The 15981-nt window shown below is 69.5% G+C and carries 15 protein-coding genes; 9 read left to right on the forward strand and 6 right to left on the reverse strand.

Annotated elements, in window-relative coordinates; translation table 11 throughout:
• The first annotated feature begins 2 nt into the window (after positions 1-2).
• Positions 3-668: an ABC-type transport auxiliary lipoprotein family protein gene (locus FFK22_RS10235; protein WP_221938509.1), complete on the forward strand. Its 666-nt coding sequence runs from the start codon at positions 3-5 to the stop codon at positions 666-668.
• A gap of 311 nt (positions 669-979) precedes the next feature.
• Positions 980-1741 carry a DeoR/GlpR family DNA-binding transcription regulator gene (locus tag FFK22_RS10240; protein ID WP_138886382.1) on the forward strand — a complete coding sequence of 254 codons (762 nt, stop codon included), beginning with the start codon at positions 980-982 and terminating at the stop codon, positions 1739-1741.
• A gap of 14 nt (positions 1742-1755) precedes the next feature.
• Here the strand turns inward: FFK22_RS10240 and FFK22_RS10245 are convergent, their stop codons facing one another.
• Positions 1756-2367, reverse strand: a complete 612-nt coding sequence (locus FFK22_RS10245; RefSeq protein ID WP_138886383.1) for a hypothetical protein — start codon at positions 2365-2367, stop codon at positions 1756-1758.
• A 277-nt stretch (positions 2368-2644) separates the two neighbouring features.
• Here FFK22_RS10245 and FFK22_RS10250 point away from each other — a divergent pair, with 277 nt between their 5' ends.
• Complete coding sequence (locus tag FFK22_RS10250; RefSeq protein WP_186002402.1) at positions 2645-4105, forward strand: capsule assembly Wzi family protein; 1461 nt, start codon at positions 2645-2647, stop codon at positions 4103-4105.
• A 21-nt stretch (positions 4106-4126) separates the two neighbouring features.
• Here the strand turns inward: FFK22_RS10250 and FFK22_RS10255 are convergent, their stop codons facing one another.
• Entirely contained in the window at positions 4127-5587 is a 1461-nt protein-coding gene (locus FFK22_RS10255; protein WP_306770094.1) for a mannose-1-phosphate guanylyltransferase/mannose-6-phosphate isomerase, read from the reverse strand.
• Between the two features lie 192 nt (positions 5588-5779).
• Between FFK22_RS10255 and FFK22_RS10260 the strand changes: the two genes are divergently transcribed.
• From FFK22_RS10260 to FFK22_RS10285, 6 genes are all read left to right on the forward strand, one after another.
• Entirely contained in the window at positions 5780-6730 is a 951-nt protein-coding gene (locus FFK22_RS10260; protein WP_138886385.1) for a substrate-binding domain-containing protein, read from the forward strand.
• Positions 6731-6788: 58 nt separating this feature from the next.
• A complete protein-coding gene (locus FFK22_RS10265) occupies positions 6789-8315 on the forward strand; it encodes a sugar ABC transporter ATP-binding protein (protein ID WP_138886386.1) in 1527 nt (508 codons plus the stop codon).
• 11 nt (positions 8316-8326) lie between these two features.
• Positions 8327-9346, forward strand: coding sequence for an ABC transporter permease (locus FFK22_RS10270; RefSeq protein ID WP_138886387.1), 1020 nt, complete (start codon positions 8327-8329; stop codon positions 9344-9346).
• 97 nt (positions 9347-9443) lie between these two features.
• On the forward strand, positions 9444-9803 hold the full coding sequence (locus FFK22_RS10275; RefSeq protein ID WP_138886388.1) for a YciI family protein: 360 nt from the start codon (positions 9444-9446) through the stop codon (positions 9801-9803).
• A gap of 176 nt (positions 9804-9979) precedes the next feature.
• Entirely contained in the window at positions 9980-10342 is a 363-nt protein-coding gene (locus FFK22_RS10280; protein WP_138886389.1) for a YciI family protein, read from the forward strand.
• Positions 10339-11559: an RNA polymerase sigma factor gene (locus tag FFK22_RS10285; RefSeq protein WP_138886390.1), complete on the forward strand. Its 1221-nt coding sequence runs from the start codon at positions 10339-10341 to the stop codon at positions 11557-11559. The genes FFK22_RS10280 and FFK22_RS10285 overlap by 4 nt, the downstream gene beginning before the upstream one ends.
• Here FFK22_RS10285 and FFK22_RS10290 read toward each other — a convergent pair.
• The 4 genes from FFK22_RS10290 to FFK22_RS10305 all read right to left on the reverse strand — a co-directional run bounded on the left by FFK22_RS10290 (position 11556) and on the right by FFK22_RS10305 (position 15882).
• Entirely contained in the window at positions 11556-12533 is a 978-nt protein-coding gene (locus FFK22_RS10290; RefSeq protein ID WP_138886391.1) for a phosphotransferase family protein, read from the reverse strand. The genes FFK22_RS10285 and FFK22_RS10290 overlap by 4 nt on opposite strands.
• Before the next feature lie 8 nt (positions 12534-12541).
• Positions 12542-13714, reverse strand: coding sequence for an aminotransferase (locus FFK22_RS10295; protein ID WP_138886392.1), 1173 nt, complete (start codon positions 13712-13714; stop codon positions 12542-12544).
• Positions 13711-14985 carry a tryptophan 2,3-dioxygenase family protein gene (locus FFK22_RS10300; protein ID WP_306770095.1) on the reverse strand — a complete coding sequence of 425 codons (1275 nt, stop codon included), beginning with the start codon at positions 14983-14985 and terminating at the stop codon, positions 13711-13713. The genes FFK22_RS10295 and FFK22_RS10300 overlap by 4 nt, the downstream gene beginning before the upstream one ends.
• A 147-nt stretch (positions 14986-15132) precedes the next feature.
• The gene (locus tag FFK22_RS10305; protein ID WP_138886394.1) at positions 15133-15882 is read right to left on the reverse strand and encodes an SDR family oxidoreductase; all 750 of its coding nucleotides are present in this window, start codon (positions 15880-15882) and stop codon (positions 15133-15135) included.
• Positions 15883-15981: the final 99 nt, after the last annotated feature.

Raw genomic sequence — 15981 nt, forward strand, 5'->3', positions numbered from 1 at the left:
AGATGAGTTTCTCCCCCCTGTCCCGGCGCCTCTTCCTGCGGCAGGCCGCTGTCTCCTCGGCCGCGGTCGGCCTGGCCGGCTGCGGCGGGATCAGCGCGCTGGCCCCGCCGGCGCCGCAGGTCTACGAGCTGACCCCGAAGAGCACCTTCGACCCGGGCCTGCCGAAGGTCACCTGGCAGCTCCTGGTCGACATGCCCACCGCCAATGCCGGCATCGATTCCGACCGGATCGCGATCAGCGAGACCCCGACCGCGCTCGACTATTTCGCCAAGGTGGCCTGGGTCGACCGCGGCCCGGCGATGGTCGTCGGCCTGCTGGTCGAGAGCTTCGAGAACACCGGCAAGATCGTCTCGGTCGGCCGGCAGATCTCCGGCCTGCGCGCCAACTACGTGCTGCAGCCCGAGATCCGCGAGTTCCGGGCCGAACGCTGGTCGGGCCAGCCTTACCGGGTGCGGGTGCGGATCGGCGCCAAGCTGGTGCGCTTCCCGCAGCGGACGATCATCGGCGGCGAAAGCTTCGAGCGGGTGGTCGAGGTGCAGGGACCGGATTTCACGGATGTGATCCGGGCCTGGGACGACGCTCTCGGCAGCGTGATGAAGGAAGTGGTCGAGTGGACGCTGCGCACCGGCGAGCGCGACGACCGCGCCGCGGGCCGGCCGCGGCGATAGCAGAAGGGAAGGGGGGAGCGCGCCGGTCCTCTCGGGGCCCGGCGCGGGCGTCAGCGGATCGGTCGCGTCGTCAGCGGGTGACGGTCTGCCAGAAGAAGAAGGCGATGACGCCGATGATGATGACCCACTCTGCACCCATGATCCGATCCATCCCCGTGTGTCTTGCCGCCCTTCATAGCACGACGTGGCGCGATCGCAAGGCGCTCGCCGCGGTATGGCGCCGGGCTGATGTTCGCAAATGAAAATATTGGCATCGTTTCCGCTTCCCCATTAGCATTCTTTTTCGTCCAGCCAGGGGAAGAAGAGCGGCCATGAACGCCACGGCGCGACAGAGCCAGATCGTCGATCTGGTCCGCCAGGAGGGCTATGTCACGGTCGAGACCCTGGCCGACCGGTTCCAGGTGACGCCGCAGACCATCCGCCGCGACATCTCGCTGCTGCAGGATCGGGCCCTGCTGCGGCGCTTCCATGGCGGCGTCACGGCGCCCGGCAGCGTCGAAAACTTCGCCTATTCCACGCGCCAGGTGCTGTGCCTGGAGGAAAAGCGCCGGATCGCCCGGCTGGCCGCGCGGCAGGTGCCGGACAATGCCTCGCTGTTCCTCAACATCGGCACGACGACGGAGGAGGTGGCGCGGGCGCTGCTGGGCCATCGCGGGCTGCGGGTGATCACCAACAACATCAACGTTGCGAACATCCTGTATTCGAATGCGAGCTGCGAGGTGATCGTCGCCGGCGGCGTGGTCCGGGCCCGGGACGGCGGCATCGTCGGCGAGGCGACGCTCGATTTCGTCCGCCAGTTCAAGGTCGATGTCGGCATCATCGGCATCAGCGGCATCGACGGGGACGGGACGCTGCTCGACTACGACTACCGCGAGGTGCGGGTGGCGCGGGCGATCATCGACAATTCGCGCCAGGTGTTCCTGGTGGCCGACCACACCAAGTTCGGCCGCAACGCCATGGTGCGGCTGGCCTCGATCGGCGAGGTCCACGCCCTGTTCACCGACCGGACCCCGCCGGCGCCCTTCGGCGAGGCGATCGCCGCCACCACCTGCCGCGTCCACGTCGCCGACTAGCGCCGATTCGGGGTTCAGATCACCTTGTCCTGCTGCAGCCGCGAGACCAGGTCCCTGGCCGCGCGGGCGGCGAGATCGGCGAAATTGCTGTTCGAGCCGCCGCGCGCGACGGCCTCGCCCTTCCAGATGGCGGTACCGCCGCCCGCCTCCTGTAGCGTGGCTTCATAGCGGGCCGTCGGCTCCTCGACCCAACGGCCGTCCGTCGTCAGCCCGGCGAAGGGGCCGGGATAGTAGCCGTATCCGTAGCCGTAATAGGGAAAGAACGGGTCTCCGACATAGGTCGGCGGGATGTAGCGGGCGACGGTGGCGCGCTGGTCGACGGCGATGCGCAGCACGGCGCGCACGCCGGCGGCCCGGATCGCGGCGGCCTCGGCGGCCGGGCCGCCGGGCCGGGTCGGCGGCGCCAGGTCGATCATCCGCTGGGCCCGCACGCCGCGGGCGGCGAGCTCGGCGACGGCCGCGCTCTCCAGCGCTTCGCGTTCCCCGAGCCGCGGCGTCTCTGCGACCACGACCATCGAGCGGATCGCCGCCCCGCCGCGATAGGCGGGGTCGACGAAGCTGGCCACCTGCGTCTGGGCGCAGGCGCCGAGGATGAGGGCAGTCAGGACGAAGACAAGGGCGCGCATGACGCCTCCTGAGAATCGATCTCAAAGAGATGGCGCAGCGTATCGCAGCCGCCAAGGGCCCTGGTTACCGTTGTGACAAATTTGTCGCTCACTCGAGGGGACCGTGGCGGAGAAGCATCTATTAAGCCACGCGGCGACTGGGCTTACGGGGTGTTCTTGTGTATTAGGGCGAGGTATTCGGGGCCGTCCGGGGGGAATAATGGCCGTTGCGAGGAAGATTGCCATAGCCGTTGCCGCTGCCGTGATTTCGGCCAGCGCCGTGGCGGTGACGACGGGAATGGCCACGGCCAGCCCGTGGGCAGAGCCGGGCGACTCTACCCTGCGCAACGACATCCACATACTGGAAAACTTCCGCCTGATCGACGGCGTTCTCAGCGCCTGGCCGCTTCCCTGGGCGCAGATCACTTATCGCCTGGCCAAGGCCGATCGCGATTCGCTGCCGCCCTACGCCCAGGCGGCGCTCGACCGCGTCCGCGCCCGGGCCGCGGCCGAGACCCGGCAGGGGCAGTTGCATGCGGAGTTGCAGGCCGACCTGACCAACCAACCGGCCCTGATCCGCGGCTTCGACTACACGGCGCGGCAGCGCGGCGAGATTTCCACATCCTTTGAATATATGGGCGATTCGACCGCGCTGCGGCTGTCGCTCGGCGCCTATTCCCGCTTCGCCAAGGGTGACGCCCCCTGGTATTACGCCGGCGAGGACAACTTCCAGGCATCGCTGGACGGCACCTACATCGCCCAGCGGGTCGACAACTGGATCCTCTATGCCGGCTGGCTCGACGAATGGTGGGGACCGGGCGAGACCACCAGCCTGATCCTCTCGACCAATGCCCGGCCGTTCCCGAAGGTCGGCTTCATGCGATCCAACCCGCATGCCTTCGAGACGCCCTGGCTGAGCTGGATCGGCCCCTGGCAGTTCACCGGTTTCCTCGGCGTCCTGCCGGACAGCCGACAGGTATCCAATCCCCTGATGTTCGGGTTGCGGCTCTCGATCAGCCCGATCCCGGGGCTGGAGCTCGGCGGCTCGCGCATCATGATGTTCTGCGGCAGCGGCCGGCCCTGCGGCCTCAGCACCTTCTTCGACGGCTTCTTCGGCAACACCAACGTCGATCCCTCGCAGCAGGCGCTGGACCCGGCCAACCAGATCGCCGGCTTCGACGCCCGCTACAGCAACCAGATCTTCGGCCAGCCCTTCGAGATCTATGGCGAGCTGACCGGCGAGGACGCGGCGTATTCCGACATCGGCCTGCCGCTGCCGTCGCGCAATGCTGGCGTGCTCGGCGCCTCCCTGTGGAACGGCTGGGGCGACGACGGGGCGATGTGGAAGCTCAACGTCGAATACTCGAATTCGACCGCGGACTTCCTGAACAAGAAGATCTACGGCTACTTCTACGAGAGCGGCGCCTATCCGGACGGCTACCGCTTCTACGACCGCGCGATCGGCGACAGCCTCGACAGCGACGCCGAGCTGTTCGGGGTCACCGGCACCTTCGTCGACAGCGACGACTGGACCTACAAGGTCTCCTACTCGCACGCCTTCTTGAATCCGAAGAACAACACGCACAACGAGGTCACCAAGACCAAGGAGAACATCAACATCGTCGATCTCGGCGTCTCGATCCCGATGCGGCGCAACACGGTCGGCATCAATCTGCGGCTGCAGGACGATTCGGCCAACAGCCCCGGCGAGCAGAAGCCGATGGCGGCACTCGGAGTGTCGACGACGATCCGGTTCTGATCGTCGCCGACACGCTTTGCCTCAAGTCTCCTCGAGACGGACGACGTCATCCTCGCCGAGATAGGGGCCGGTGCGGACCTCGATCAGCTCGAGATCGATCTTGCCGGGGTTCTCGAGCTTGTGGTCGGTGCCGATCGGCAGATAGACGGCCTCGTTCTCGCGCAGGATGCGGGACTGGCCCTCCATGGTGACACGGGCGGTGCCGGACAGCACGACCCAGTGCTCGGAGCGGTGGTAGTGGCGCTGCAGGGCGATGGCCTGGCCCGGATGGATCAGCACGCGCTTGACCTGGAAGCGGTCGCCGGCATGCAGCGACTTCACGGTGCCCCAGGGCCGGTAGATCTCGCGATGGATCACGGCTTCGGGCCGCTTGGCCGCCTTCAGCTTGTCGGTGACGGCCTTGACGTCCTGGACCTGGTCCTTGGCGGCGACCAGCACGGCGTCGTCAGTGGCGATGACGATGGCGTCGTCGAGGCCGATCACGGCGGTGAGGATGCCGTCGGAGCGGACCAGGCAGTTGCGCGAGGAGAGGGTGAGGGCATCGCCCTGGGTCAGGTTGCCGTCGGCGTCGCGGTCGCCAATCTCCCACAAGGACGACCAGGAGCCGACATCGGTCCAGCCGATCGAGGCCGGGACGATGCCGGCGCGGTCGGTCTTCTCCATGACGGCATGGTCGATCGAGATCGAGGGCGCCTGGACGAAGGCGGCGGGGTCGAGACGCAGGAAGGTGAGGTCGCGCGAGGCGGCCTTGAGTGCGGCGTCGGCGGCGGCCAGCACCTGGGGCGCGTGGCGGGCGCATTCGGCCAGGTACTGCCCGGCGGTGAACAGAAAGATGCCGGCATTCCACAGGTGGCGGCCTTCGGCCAGGAAGCGCTCGGCGGTCTCGCGCGGCGGCTTCTCGACGAAGCGGGCGACGGTGCGGGCGCCGGGGGCCTCGGGGATGGCGTCGCCGGGCAGGATGTAGCCGTAGCCGGTCTCCGGCGCGGTCGGCTGCATGCCGAAGGTCATCAGGTGGCCGGCGCGGGCGGCAGGGGCGGCGGTGGCGATGGCGGCGCGGAAGCCCTTGGGGTCGGCGATGTGGTGGTCGGCGGGCAGCACCAGCATCAGCGTGTCGGGGTCGCGGTCGGCCAGGAAGCGGGCGGCGACGGCGACGGCCGGGGCGGTGTTGCGGGCCGAGGGTTCGAGGATGATGGCGTCGGGGAAGACGCCGATCTGGCGCATCTGCTCGGCGACGACGAAACGGTGGTCGTCGGCGCAGATGAACACCGGCGGCGCGAAGCCGTCGGTCTCGCCGACGCGGGCCACCGTCTCCTGGATCATTGTCCGGTCCGAGACCAGCGGCAGGAACTGCTTGGGATAGCCGGCCCGCGACAGCGGCCACAGCCGCGTCCCTGACCCGCCCGACAACACCACCGGCACCACCGCCTGGGCGCCGGCCTCCGCCGTCGCCGCCGACCGCTCGACCATCTTTGTCTTCGCCATCGTCCACTCGTTCCGTGCGGCCTCGATCGGAACGCTTATCCGCCATCCGCCCCGGTCTGTCCAACGCCGCCGCGCCCCGAGCGGTCCGTTGACAGTGGCCGAACAATCATCTGACAATTCTTGCTGAACAAAGAGTCGGGGATCGCGGCGCGGCACCGCCCCCGACAGCCAAATCGCCGTGGAGGAGAGCTCATGACTGGTACGTTGCAGCGCGCCCTGCTGGGCGCGGTCCTGGCGATCGCGGTCGCCCTGCCGGCGGCGGCGCAGGACAAGAAGACCATCCTGACATCGGTGCCCAGCCTGGGCTTCCCGTTCTTCGTGCACATGATGAAGGAGCTGAAGGCCGAAGCGCAGAAGCTGGGCGTCGCCTCGGTCGAATCCGACGGCCAGAACAGCGCGCCGAAGCAGACCGCCGACGTCGAGGCGGCGCTGGTGCAGAAGGTCGACGGCATCGTCATCAGCCCGATCGACGTCAACGCCATGGCGCCGGTGCTGACCGAGGCGGTGGAGGCCGGCGTGCCGGTGGTCACCATCGACCGCCGCGTCACCGGAGTGGACGGCATCCTGGCCCATGTCGGCGCCGACAACGTGCTGGGCGGCGAGGCCCAGGCGAAATGGCTGATGGAGAGCTATCCGAACGGCGCCACCATCGTGAACCTGCAGGGCCAGCCGGGCGCCAGCCCGGCGATCGACCGCAACAAGGGCGTGCACAACGTCCTCGACGCCCACAAGGACAAGTACAAGTTCGTGGCGGAGCAGACCGCCAACTTCGCCCGCGACCAGGGGCTGAGCATCACCGAATCGATCCTGGCCGGCCTGTCGACGCCGCCCGACGTGATCGTTGCCGCCAATGACGACATGGCGCTCGGCGCGCTCGAGGCGGTGCGCGGCCGCAACCTGCAGGACAAGATCAAGATCATCGGCTTCGACGCGCTGCCGGAAGCGCTGGGCAGCATCCGCGACGGCGGCCTCGCCGGCACCATCGAGCAGTTCCCGGGCGGCCAGAGCCGCAAGGCGGTCGAGGTGCTGGTCGACTATCTGAAGACCGAGAAGAAGCCGGACCCGGCGCTGATCCTGCTGACCCCGATCGCCATCACCAAGGCCAATCTCGACAAGGCCGAGCGCATCGGCGAGGTGAAGTAGCCGGCCCGTCGGGTCCGCGGTGACGCGGACCCGACCGATCCCGCGTCTTGGAGATACCATGACCGAACCGCTGCTGCGCATGACCGCGATCACCAAGCGCTTCCCGGGCGTCGTCGCCCTGGACGGCGTCGGGCTGGAGGTCGCGGCCGGAGAGGTGCACGGCCTGCTTGGCGAGAACGGCGCCGGCAAGTCGACGCTGCTGAAGATCCTGTCCGGGGCGCAGGCGCCGGACGGCGGCAGCATCGTCTTCGCCGGCGAGACGGTCAGCTTCACCGCGCCCTATGAGGCGCAGCGGCGCGGCATCGTCACGATCTATCAGGAGTTCAACCTGATCCCGAGCCTGACGGTGGGTGAGAACATCCTGATCGGGCGCGAGCCGGGGCGGGCCGGGCTGGTCGACTGGTCGGCGATGCACCGGGCGGCCAAGGCGGCGCTGGACCGCATCGGCCTGGCCATCGACCCGCGCCGCTTGGTGCGCGACCTCAGCGTCGCCGAGCAGCAGATGGTCGAGATCGCCCGCGCCCTGTCGATGGAATCGCGGCTGATCGTGATGGACGAGCCGACCTCGGCGCTGAGTTCCGCCGAAGTCGACCGGCTGATGGCGATCATTCGCACGCTGCGCGGCCAGGGTATCGCCGTGATCTATGTCACCCACCGGCTGGACGAGGTGATGGCGGTGTGCGACCGGGTCACGGTGCTGCGCGACGGCCGGCTGGTCGGCGATGCGGAGGTCGCCGCGATCACGGTCGACGACATCATCCGCATGATGGTCGGCCGCGACCTCGGGGCCCTGGCCCGGATCGAGGGCGGCGTGGCCCAGGCCGGGCCGCCGGCGCTGCGGGCCGAGGGCATCGCCACCGAGCGCAGCGCGCTGAATCCGCATGCCACGGTGCTGCACGACGTGTCGCTGGCGGTGCAACGCGGCGAGATCCTGGGCATCGCCGGGCTGGTCGGGGCCGGGCGGACGGAGTTTGCCCGCGCCATCTTCGGCGCCGATGCCCGCACCGGCGGCCGCGTCCTGGTCGAGGACAGGCCGGTCGAGATCCGCTCTCCCGCCGACGCGATCCGCCACGGCATCGGCCTGGTGCCGGAGGACCGCAAGCAGCAGGCGCTGTTCCTGTCGCTGGCGATCCGCAGCAACCTCGCCATCGCCGCCCTGGGCAAGCTGGCGGGGCTGTTCGGCTACGTGTCCGACAGCCGGGAGCGGGGACTGGTCGAGGAGTATCGGCGGGCGCTCGGCATCCGCATGGCGGGGCCGGAGCAGCAGATCGCCAACCTGTCCGGCGGCAACCAGCAGAAGGTGGTGCTGGCCCGCTGGCTGGCGCTGCGGCCGAAGGTGCTGATCGTCGACGAGCCGACCCGCGGCATCGACGTCGCCGCCAAGGCCGAGGTGCACCAGCTGCTGGGCCGGCTGGCGCGGGAGGGCATCGCGGTCATCGCCATCTCCTCCGAGCTGCCGGAGGTGCTGGCGATCAGCGACCGCATCGTCACCATGTGCGAAGGCCGGATCACCGGCGAGCTCGGCCGGGCCGAGGCCGATGAGGAAACGCTGATGCGGCTGATGACGCGCCGCCGGGCGGCATAGGGAAGACCAAGATGGCGCAGGGCACGACACTTCCGGACCAGGGCGGTTTCGACCTGTTCGGGCTTCTGGCGCGGTTCGCGCCGCTGATCTTCCTGGTGGTGCTGATGGCCGGCTTCGCCATCGCCGAGCCGCGCTTCATCTCCACCGTCAACCTGCTGAACGTGCTGCGCCAGGTCTCGATCTACGGGCTGCTGGCGATCGGCATGACCTTCGTCATCCTGACCGCCGGCATCGACCTGTCGATCGGTGCCGTCCTGGCCTTCTGCGGCCTCGCCGCCGCGATCGTCGCCAAGGGCAGCGCCACCGGGAATTTCGCGCTCGGCTCCGAGGAGGCGCAGGGCTGGGGCTGGGGTGCCGCCGCGCTGGTCTCGATCCTGCTCGGCATGGCCGCTGGTGCGGTGCAGGGCTTCGGCATCACCCGGCTGAAGGTGCCGCCTTTCGTGGTCACGCTGGGCGGCATGTCCGCCTTCCGCGGTGCCGCGCTGCTGCTGTCCGGCGGCGGGCCGATCAGCGGCTTCGACGCGGATTTCCGCTATTGGGGCCAGGGCAAGATCCTGGAGATCCCGGTGCCGGTGCTGGTCTTCCTCGGCTTCGCCGTGCTGGCTCATCTGGTGCTGCGCTACAGCCGCTTCGGCCGCCAGGTCTACGCCGTCGGCGGCAATCCGGAGGCGGCGCGGCTGTCCGGGTTGAAGGTGCGGCGGGTGCTGCTCAGCGTCTATATCATCATGGGCTTCTTCGTCGGGCTCGGCGCATTCGTGCTGTCGGCCCGGCTGAACTCGGCCGAGGCGGTGGCGGGGCAGGGCTATGAGCTGACGGTGATCGCCTCGGTGGTGATCGGCGGCACCAGCCTGTTCGGCGGCATCGGCACCATCTTCGGCACGGTGATCGGCACCGTGCTGATCGGCGTGCTGCTGAACGGCCTCGTGCTGATGAACGTCTCCTCCTACATCCAGCAGATCATCATCGGCGTGATCATCGTGCTGGCCGTGGCCTTCGACACCTTCGCCAAGTCGCGCCGCCGGCGGGTCTAGCCCGCACAGAATTTTTCGCGGACGATGTCGAAAGACCATCTGCCGGCCCGTCATGGGGGTGAGCGAGATGCGCTCGACCCATAGGATGGAGACGATCATGCAGTACGCCTTGCTGTACCACCAGACCGCCGAGGTGTTTGCCGCCCGCCAGGACCCCGAGAAGCGCGCCGCTTTCTGGGCCGCCTTCCTCCCCTATATGACCGCGATGCGCGAGGCCGGAATCATCGTGGCCGGCGCCGGGCTGGAGCCGCCGGAGACCGCCACCGCCGTCCGGCTGAACGACGGCCAGCGGCTGGTGCAGGATGGCCCTTATGCCGACACCAAGGAGCAGCTCGCCGGCTTCTTCATCATCGAAGTGCCGAATCTCGATGCGGCGCTCGACTGGGCGGCGCGCTATCCGGCGCCGGCCGGTGCCGGCGTCGAGGTCCGTCCCGTCCTACCGCCGATGAACCCGTGACCCGGGACACGCGCCGCACGGTCGAACGGGCGGCGCGTGATTCCTACGGCGCCAGGTCGCGCCGCCGGCGGATGCAGCCGCTGCGGATTTTTTCGCGGACGATGTCGAAAGGCCATCTGCCGGCCCGTCATGGGGGTGAGTGGAATGATCCGCTCGATCCATGCGAGGAGTCGATCATGCAATACGCCCTGCTGTTCCAGCAGACCCCCGAGGAATTTGCCGATCGCCGTGATCCGGAGAAGGCGGCTGCCTTCTGGGCCGCCTTCATGCCCTATATGACGGCGCTGAAGCAGGCCGGCCTCGTGGTCGCCGGCGCCGGGCTGGAGCCGCCCGCCACCGCCACCTCGATCCGCATCGGCGGCAACGGGCGGCAGGTGCAGGACGGCCCCTTCGCCGACACCAAGGAGCAGCTCGCCGGCTTCTTCATCATCGAGGTGCCGAGCCTGGACGTGGCGCTCGACTGGGCCTCGCGCTATCCGGGCGGCCCGGGCGGCGGGGTCGAGGTTCGGCCGGTGGCGCCGCCGAAGCCGCAGCAGTGAGCACGGACACGCGCCGCGCGGTCGAACGGGCGGCGCGTGACTCCTATGGCCGGCTGGTGACCTTCCTCGCCGCCCGTTCGCGCGACATCGCGGCGGCGGAGGACGCACTGGCCGATGCCTTCCGGGCGGCACTGGAGACCTGGCCGCGCGACGGCGTGCCGGATCGGCCGGAGGCCTGGCTGCTGACCGCGGCGCGGCGGCGGCTGATCGACGGCGCCCGCCATCTCCGGGTGCGGGCGGAGGCCGTTCCCGACCTCCGCCTCGTGGCGAAGGAGGCGGAGGATCTGGCCGAGGCCGACCGGTTCCCGGATGAGCGGCTCAAGCTTCTCTTCGTCTGCGCCCATCCGGCGATCGACCCGGCGATCCACACCCCGCTGATGCTGCAGACCGTGCTCGGCCTCGACGCGGCTCGCATCGCTTCGGCCTTTCTGATCAGCCCCGCCGCCATGGGCCAGCGCCTGTCGCGCGCCAAGGTGAAGATCCGCGATGCCGGCATCGGCTTCGAGCTGCCGGAGGCGAAGGAGCTGCCGCCGCGCCTCGACGCCGTGCTGGAGGCAATCTACGCCGCTTATGGCAGCGGCTGGGACGACGTCGCCGGCGCCGATCCGCGCCGCCGGGGGCTGGCGGCGGAGGCGGTCGATCTCGGCCGGATGCTGCGGCCGCTGCTGCCGGCCGAGCCGGAGGTCGAGGGGCTGCTGGCCCTGATGCTGCACTGCGAGGCCCGGCGGGAGGCGCGCCGCGATCCGGAGGGCGACTACGTCCCGCTGTCGGAGCAGGATACGGCGCGGTGGTCGACGCCAATGATGGCGGAGGCGGAGCGGATCCTCTCGGCCGCCGCCCAGGACAAGCGTTTCGGCCGGTTCCAGCTGGAGGCGGCGATCCAGTCGGTGCATGCCCAACGGGCCAGGACTGGCCGCACGGACTGGGAATCGATCGCGCTGCTGTATGGAGGGCTGGTGCGTCTGGCGCCCACCATCGGCGCCCGGGTTGGCCAGGCCGCCGCCGTGGCCGAGGCGCGCGGTGCCGCGGCCGGATGGGCGCTGCTGCAGGCGATCCCGGGTGAGGCGGTGGCGGGCTACCAGCCCTATTGGGCGCTGGCCGCCCATCTCCTGCGCCGGCTCGGCCGGCCGGCGGATGCGGCCTATGACCGCGCAATCGGCCTGTGCGAGGACCCGGCGATGCGGGCGTTTCTCTTGCGGCGGGCTGCCGAGAGCTAGTCCCGGAGCCTCATCGTCTCCGCGATCCGCTGCCGGGCCGTGGCGACCACCGCGTCGGAGACGCTCGGGCGGGTCAGGAACTCGGCCCAGCTGAAAAGATCCGCCAGCGCCGCCATCCGGCGCCATTCCACCGTCAGGCTGCCGCCGGCCGCGCGGTAGCCGGCGGCGACGGCGTCGGCGAAGCCGGGGCGCGAGCCGAGCGGCGGCCGCAGCAGGTTGCCTAAATCGAAGAACGGGCTGCCGCTGAAGGCGAACTCCCAGTCCAGCACGGCCGCCACGGCCCAGCCGTCCGGCCCTTGCCGGACCAGGATGTTGGTGCCGCCGAAATCGGAATGGGTCAGGCAGGGCGGGCCGGGCCAGCGGTCGAGCAGCCCGGCCTCGCGTTCGGCGAAGGCAACCAGCCGGCCGGCGAGGTCGTGGCCCAGCCGCTGGCCGCCGGACCCGTCGACCAGCACGTGGCGCAGGAAGCCGATCAGGCCGGCCCCACCGGCATCGACCGGCTCGGCCACGGCGAGCGACGCGTCCAGGAAGCCGCTGCGGTCGAAGGCCACGGCGTGGATCGCGGCCAATGCGGCGCCGAGGGACCGGGCCAGCGGCACCAGCGCCGGATCTTCGAGGCCGCGGGCTGTCTCGTCGAGGCGCTGCCCGTCGACCCATTCCAGCAGGGTGAAGGGCAGCCCCGTGACCGGGTCGTCGCCTCTTCCCAGGAGCCGAGGGGCGGGGAGGCCGCGTTCGGCGGCGAGGGCATGGATCGCCCGTTCCTTGGCCGCCTGCGCCGGGTCGCGCTGGAACAGCCGCAGCACCACCGGCGGGTGGCCGTCGAGGTCGAGGCGGAGGTTGGTGTTGGCAAGGCCGCCCGACAGCTCGGTGACCCGCAGCACCGACGGCCGGCCGGGCAGGGACCGGACCAGCGCAGACGCCTGGTCCGGGCTGAGGACGGCCGCCGGATAGGGCCTCGACCAGCTCTCGCGCATGATCCCGCCTACCAGGCCAAGGCACGGACCACGCGCTCGGCCATGGCCGGCACCTCCGCGAGATCGTGATACAGGCCGAAGCCGAAGCGCAGCCGGTCGTCGCGGTGGTCGACGATGATGCCGGCGGCCCGCAGTTGGTCGTCGATCTGGCCGGCGGCGTCGGTGCGATAGGTCAGGAAATGGCCACGGACCGACGTGTCGAGCGGCACCAGCAGCCGGCCGCGGGCGAGGTCCGGCGGCCCGGCCTGGTCCAGCGCCCCGGCGAAGGCCGCCAGCAACGCCAGCACATGGGCGTGGATCGCCGGCACGTCGATGCCGCGTTCCGCCAGCAGGTCGAGCACAGCGAGCATGCGGTAGAGGCCGGAGGGGTCGAAGGTCGAGCCGAGGAAGCGGCTGCCGTCGACGCCATAGGGCACCCGCCCGTCCTGTGCCCCGGCCAGCGCGCCGAAGGCGGCGTACCACCCGGTGTCGCGCGGCCGTGGGCCGTAGCCGGGAGGCACATGCAGGAAACAGGCGCCTTCGCCGGCCATGGCGTATTTGTAGCCGCCGGCGATGTAGAAGGCGCGGGGCGCGATGGCCGATAGGTCGGTCGGCAGCGCCATGAAGCCGTGATAGCCGTCGATCGCGACCAGCGTCTCCGGGTCCGGCACCGCCGCGACCAGCGGCGCCAGGTCGGGCACGGCGTAGCCGGAGTTGAAGAACACCTGGCTGAAGAGGACGAGATCGTGGCCGCCGGCCTCGGCCGCTGCGGCGAAGCGGGCGGGGAAATCCGCTGTCGGTTCCTGCGTCACGCGGGTGACCCGCGCTAGCCCGTCCTCCTCCAGCCGTGCCAGCTGCCGGCGGACGCTGTGGAACTCGGAATCGGTGGTCAGTACCCGGGCTGGCCGGTCCGTCGGCAGGCAGGACAGCAGCCGCCGCACGAACTCATGCGTGTTCGGCGCGAAGGCGAGCGAGGCCGGATCGGGCAGAGTCAGGATCGCGGCGATCCGCGCCTGCAGCCGCGGCACCACATCACCGAAGATCAGCTCCCATTTGTGGTCGGCGAGGCGGGCGGTGTCCTCGACATACCGAGCCTGAGCCTCGAACACTGTGTCGGGCCACAAATGGTGGCTGTGCGCGGCCAGGTGCAGCCGCTCCGGCGCAGCCGCCAGGAAGCGGGAGAACAGCGGCTTGAAGCTCATGCCCCGGCCTCCCCGTCATAGGACAGGCCGGTGCGCCGGGTGATTTCCTGCGGCAGCGGTGGCAGGGCCGAGCGCGGGATCAGATAGGTCGACAGGGTGAACAGGTCGCCGAACACCCGGTGCCGCTCGGCGGTGCGGGCCAGGTAGTCGTGGCCGGAGGAGCCGCCGGTGCCGGTCTTCAGCCCGATCATGCGCTGGACCATCAGCGCGTGGCGATAGCGCCACAGCGTCATGGTCTCGTCGAGGTCCATCAACAGGCTCAGCAGCCCGAACGGCACCTGCAGCGCCGGCTCGTCGCGGTACAGGTTGATGAACAGCGCCGCCTGCAGCGCCCGCCAGGACATTCGCCAGGCGCCCTGCGCCGCCTCCTCGGCATGGCGCGTCTCGTCGAACAGGGCATCGAAGCGCGACAGCGCCTTGCGCAGCGCCGCGACCTCGGCCTCCCGTGCTGTCTCGTCCAGCGTCGGATGGGCGGTCAGGTGGCCGATATCGCCCTCCAGCATCGCCACCACCGCCTGGCGGTAGGCCTCGCGGAAGCGATAGCCGCCGAGCTCGATGAAGGGCGTGCGGGCCAGCCAGGCGTCGAGCTGGTCGAACAGGCTGGGCTGGCCGCCGGCAGCCTCGACCCGCTCGCGCCCCGGCGATTCCAGCCGGGCCTCGAAGGACCGGCCCTCATAGGCCAGCCGGTCGGCAGCACGCAGGCCGAGGCGGATCTCGATCAGCCGGAACTGCGCGCTCTGGAACCCCGAGGCGGGGCGCAGCAGGTCGCGGAAGTCGAGGAAGTCGAGCGGCGTCATGGTCTCGAGCACGTCGAGCTGGTGCACGCCGAGCTTCAGGATCTCGTGGATGCGGTGCAGGGCGCGGCTGGCCCGGGCGATGGCGCGGTCGTCGACCCGGTCGGCGGCGAACACGCCCTGCACGGCGTCGAGCTCGAACAGGATCTGCTTGAACCACAGCTCGTAGGCCTGATGGATGACGATGAACAGCATCTCGTCATGGGCCGGCCGCCCGGCCTTCTCGCTTTCGCGGGCCTGCAGGTCGAGCAGCTTGTCGAGCTGGAGATAGGATGCGTAGTGGACGCCTGGTTCGGCCATGGCGCGCCTCCCGGTGGCTGTGCCTGCCGGTTGCCGACGGAGTCGGCCGCGGTCCAGTGCTGGTGGTGACGGAAGGCTAGCGCGGCGGCGCCGGAGACGGCAAGGGTCAGGGCTGAGTATAGCCGGCGATAACAGCCCCCGGCCTTGCCAGCGCGACCGCCACCTCGTGCCGGTCATCGGTCCGCGAAGCGCGGAGAGCGGAAGTTGGGCGTGGGTCACGAAACGACTGCTCCGAACGAAAGCGGACGTCCCGGTCGCAGCGTTAGCGAGGTGATGCGCGGCAGCATGCAACCCGGCGCTCACGAAGAGCGCCGGGAAGCGCGGTCAGACCTGGGCCCAGCCACCATCGACACACAGTTCGCTGCCTGTCACGTAGGCCGAGTCGTCAGAGGCCAGGAACAGAACGGCCCTTGCGATCTCGTCAACGGTGCCGCTGCGGTGCATCGGGATCTGGGCGTGCACCTGGGTCTTCGTCTGCTCGATCATCTCCTCGCTCACTCCCGCCTTACGCGCCTGATCCGTATCGATGTAGCCGGGCGCCATGGCATTCACCCGGATCCCCTTCCCGGTCAGCTCCACGGTGAGCGACCGTGCCAGCGAGCGAATGGCCGCTTTCCCTGCTGAATAGACGCTGACATAGGGGCGGCCTTGCGTGCTCAGAGTCGAGGTGTTCAGGATGATCGAGCCGCCGGACCCCATCAGTGGCAGAAGCTTCTGCACGGTAAAGTAGGTCCCTTTGAACGTGTTCAGGACCGTGAAATCGAATTCTTCCTCCGACATGTATTCGAACATGTTCGGTCGCGCGCCGCCGGCGTTCGCGAAGATGATGTCGACGCGGCCATGCTTTCTCTCGACATGTTCGCGAAGCGCGTCGATGTCCGACATCTTGGAAATATCACTGCGGATCGCGTCGGCGCCGTTTCCGATGCCTTGCGCCGCAGCATCGAGCGCCGCCTGATCGCGACCGGTAATGACAACCTTTGCGCCTTCGCGTGCGAACAGCTTGGCTGTTGCCAGTCCTATTCCCGAATTGCCGCCAGTGATGACAGCGACCTTGCCGTCCAATCTGCCCATTTTCGTCTCCAATTCGTCTGCGAATGCGCCCGGCGTGGACCGCGGTATTGCTGGGCGGCGGGACCAGACGATATATATGAAGCATCTTTCAGGTTTTGG

The sequence above is a fragment of the Mycobacterium sp. KBS0706 genome (genome assembly GCF_005938675.2).
Lineage (GTDB): Bacteria > Pseudomonadota > Alphaproteobacteria > DSM-16000 > Inquilinaceae > Inquilinus.

Coding starts and splice junctions, on each gene's coding strand:
- FFK22_RS10300 (WP_306770095.1), bottom strand. CDS start 14,985: ATGACCGGCACGAGGTGGCGGTCGCGCTGGCAAGGCCGGGGGCTGTTA.
- FFK22_RS10270 (WP_138886387.1), top strand. CDS start 8,327: ATGGCGCAGGGCACGACACTTCCGGACCAGGGCGGTTTCGACCTGTTC.
- FFK22_RS10275 (WP_138886388.1), top strand. CDS start 9,444: ATGCAGTACGCCTTGCTGTACCACCAGACCGCCGAGGTGTTTGCCGCC.
- FFK22_RS10280 (WP_138886389.1), top strand. CDS start 9,980: ATGCAATACGCCCTGCTGTTCCAGCAGACCCCCGAGGAATTTGCCGAT.
- FFK22_RS10295 (WP_138886392.1), bottom strand. CDS start 13,714: ATGAGCTTCAAGCCGCTGTTCTCCCGCTTCCTGGCGGCTGCGCCGGAG.
- FFK22_RS10290 (WP_138886391.1), bottom strand. CDS start 12,533: ATGCGCGAGAGCTGGTCGAGGCCCTATCCGGCGGCCGTCCTCAGCCCG.
- FFK22_RS10305 (WP_138886394.1), bottom strand. CDS start 15,882: ATGGGCAGATTGGACGGCAAGGTCGCTGTCATCACTGGCGGCAATTCG.
- FFK22_RS10235 (WP_221938509.1), top strand. CDS start 3: ATGAGTTTCTCCCCCCTGTCCCGGCGCCTCTTCCTGCGGCAGGCCGCT.
- FFK22_RS10240 (WP_138886382.1), top strand. CDS start 980: ATGAACGCCACGGCGCGACAGAGCCAGATCGTCGATCTGGTCCGCCAG.
- FFK22_RS10245 (WP_138886383.1), bottom strand. CDS start 2,367: ATGCGCGCCCTTGTCTTCGTCCTGACTGCCCTCATCCTCGGCGCCTGC.
- FFK22_RS10265 (WP_138886386.1), top strand. CDS start 6,789: ATGACCGAACCGCTGCTGCGCATGACCGCGATCACCAAGCGCTTCCCG.
- FFK22_RS10255 (WP_306770094.1), bottom strand. CDS start 5,587: ATGGCGAAGACAAAGATGGTCGAGCGGTCGGCGGCGACGGCGGAGGCC.
- FFK22_RS10260 (WP_138886385.1), top strand. CDS start 5,780: ATGACTGGTACGTTGCAGCGCGCCCTGCTGGGCGCGGTCCTGGCGATC.
- FFK22_RS10250 (WP_186002402.1), top strand. CDS start 2,645: ATGGCCACGGCCAGCCCGTGGGCAGAGCCGGGCGACTCTACCCTGCGC.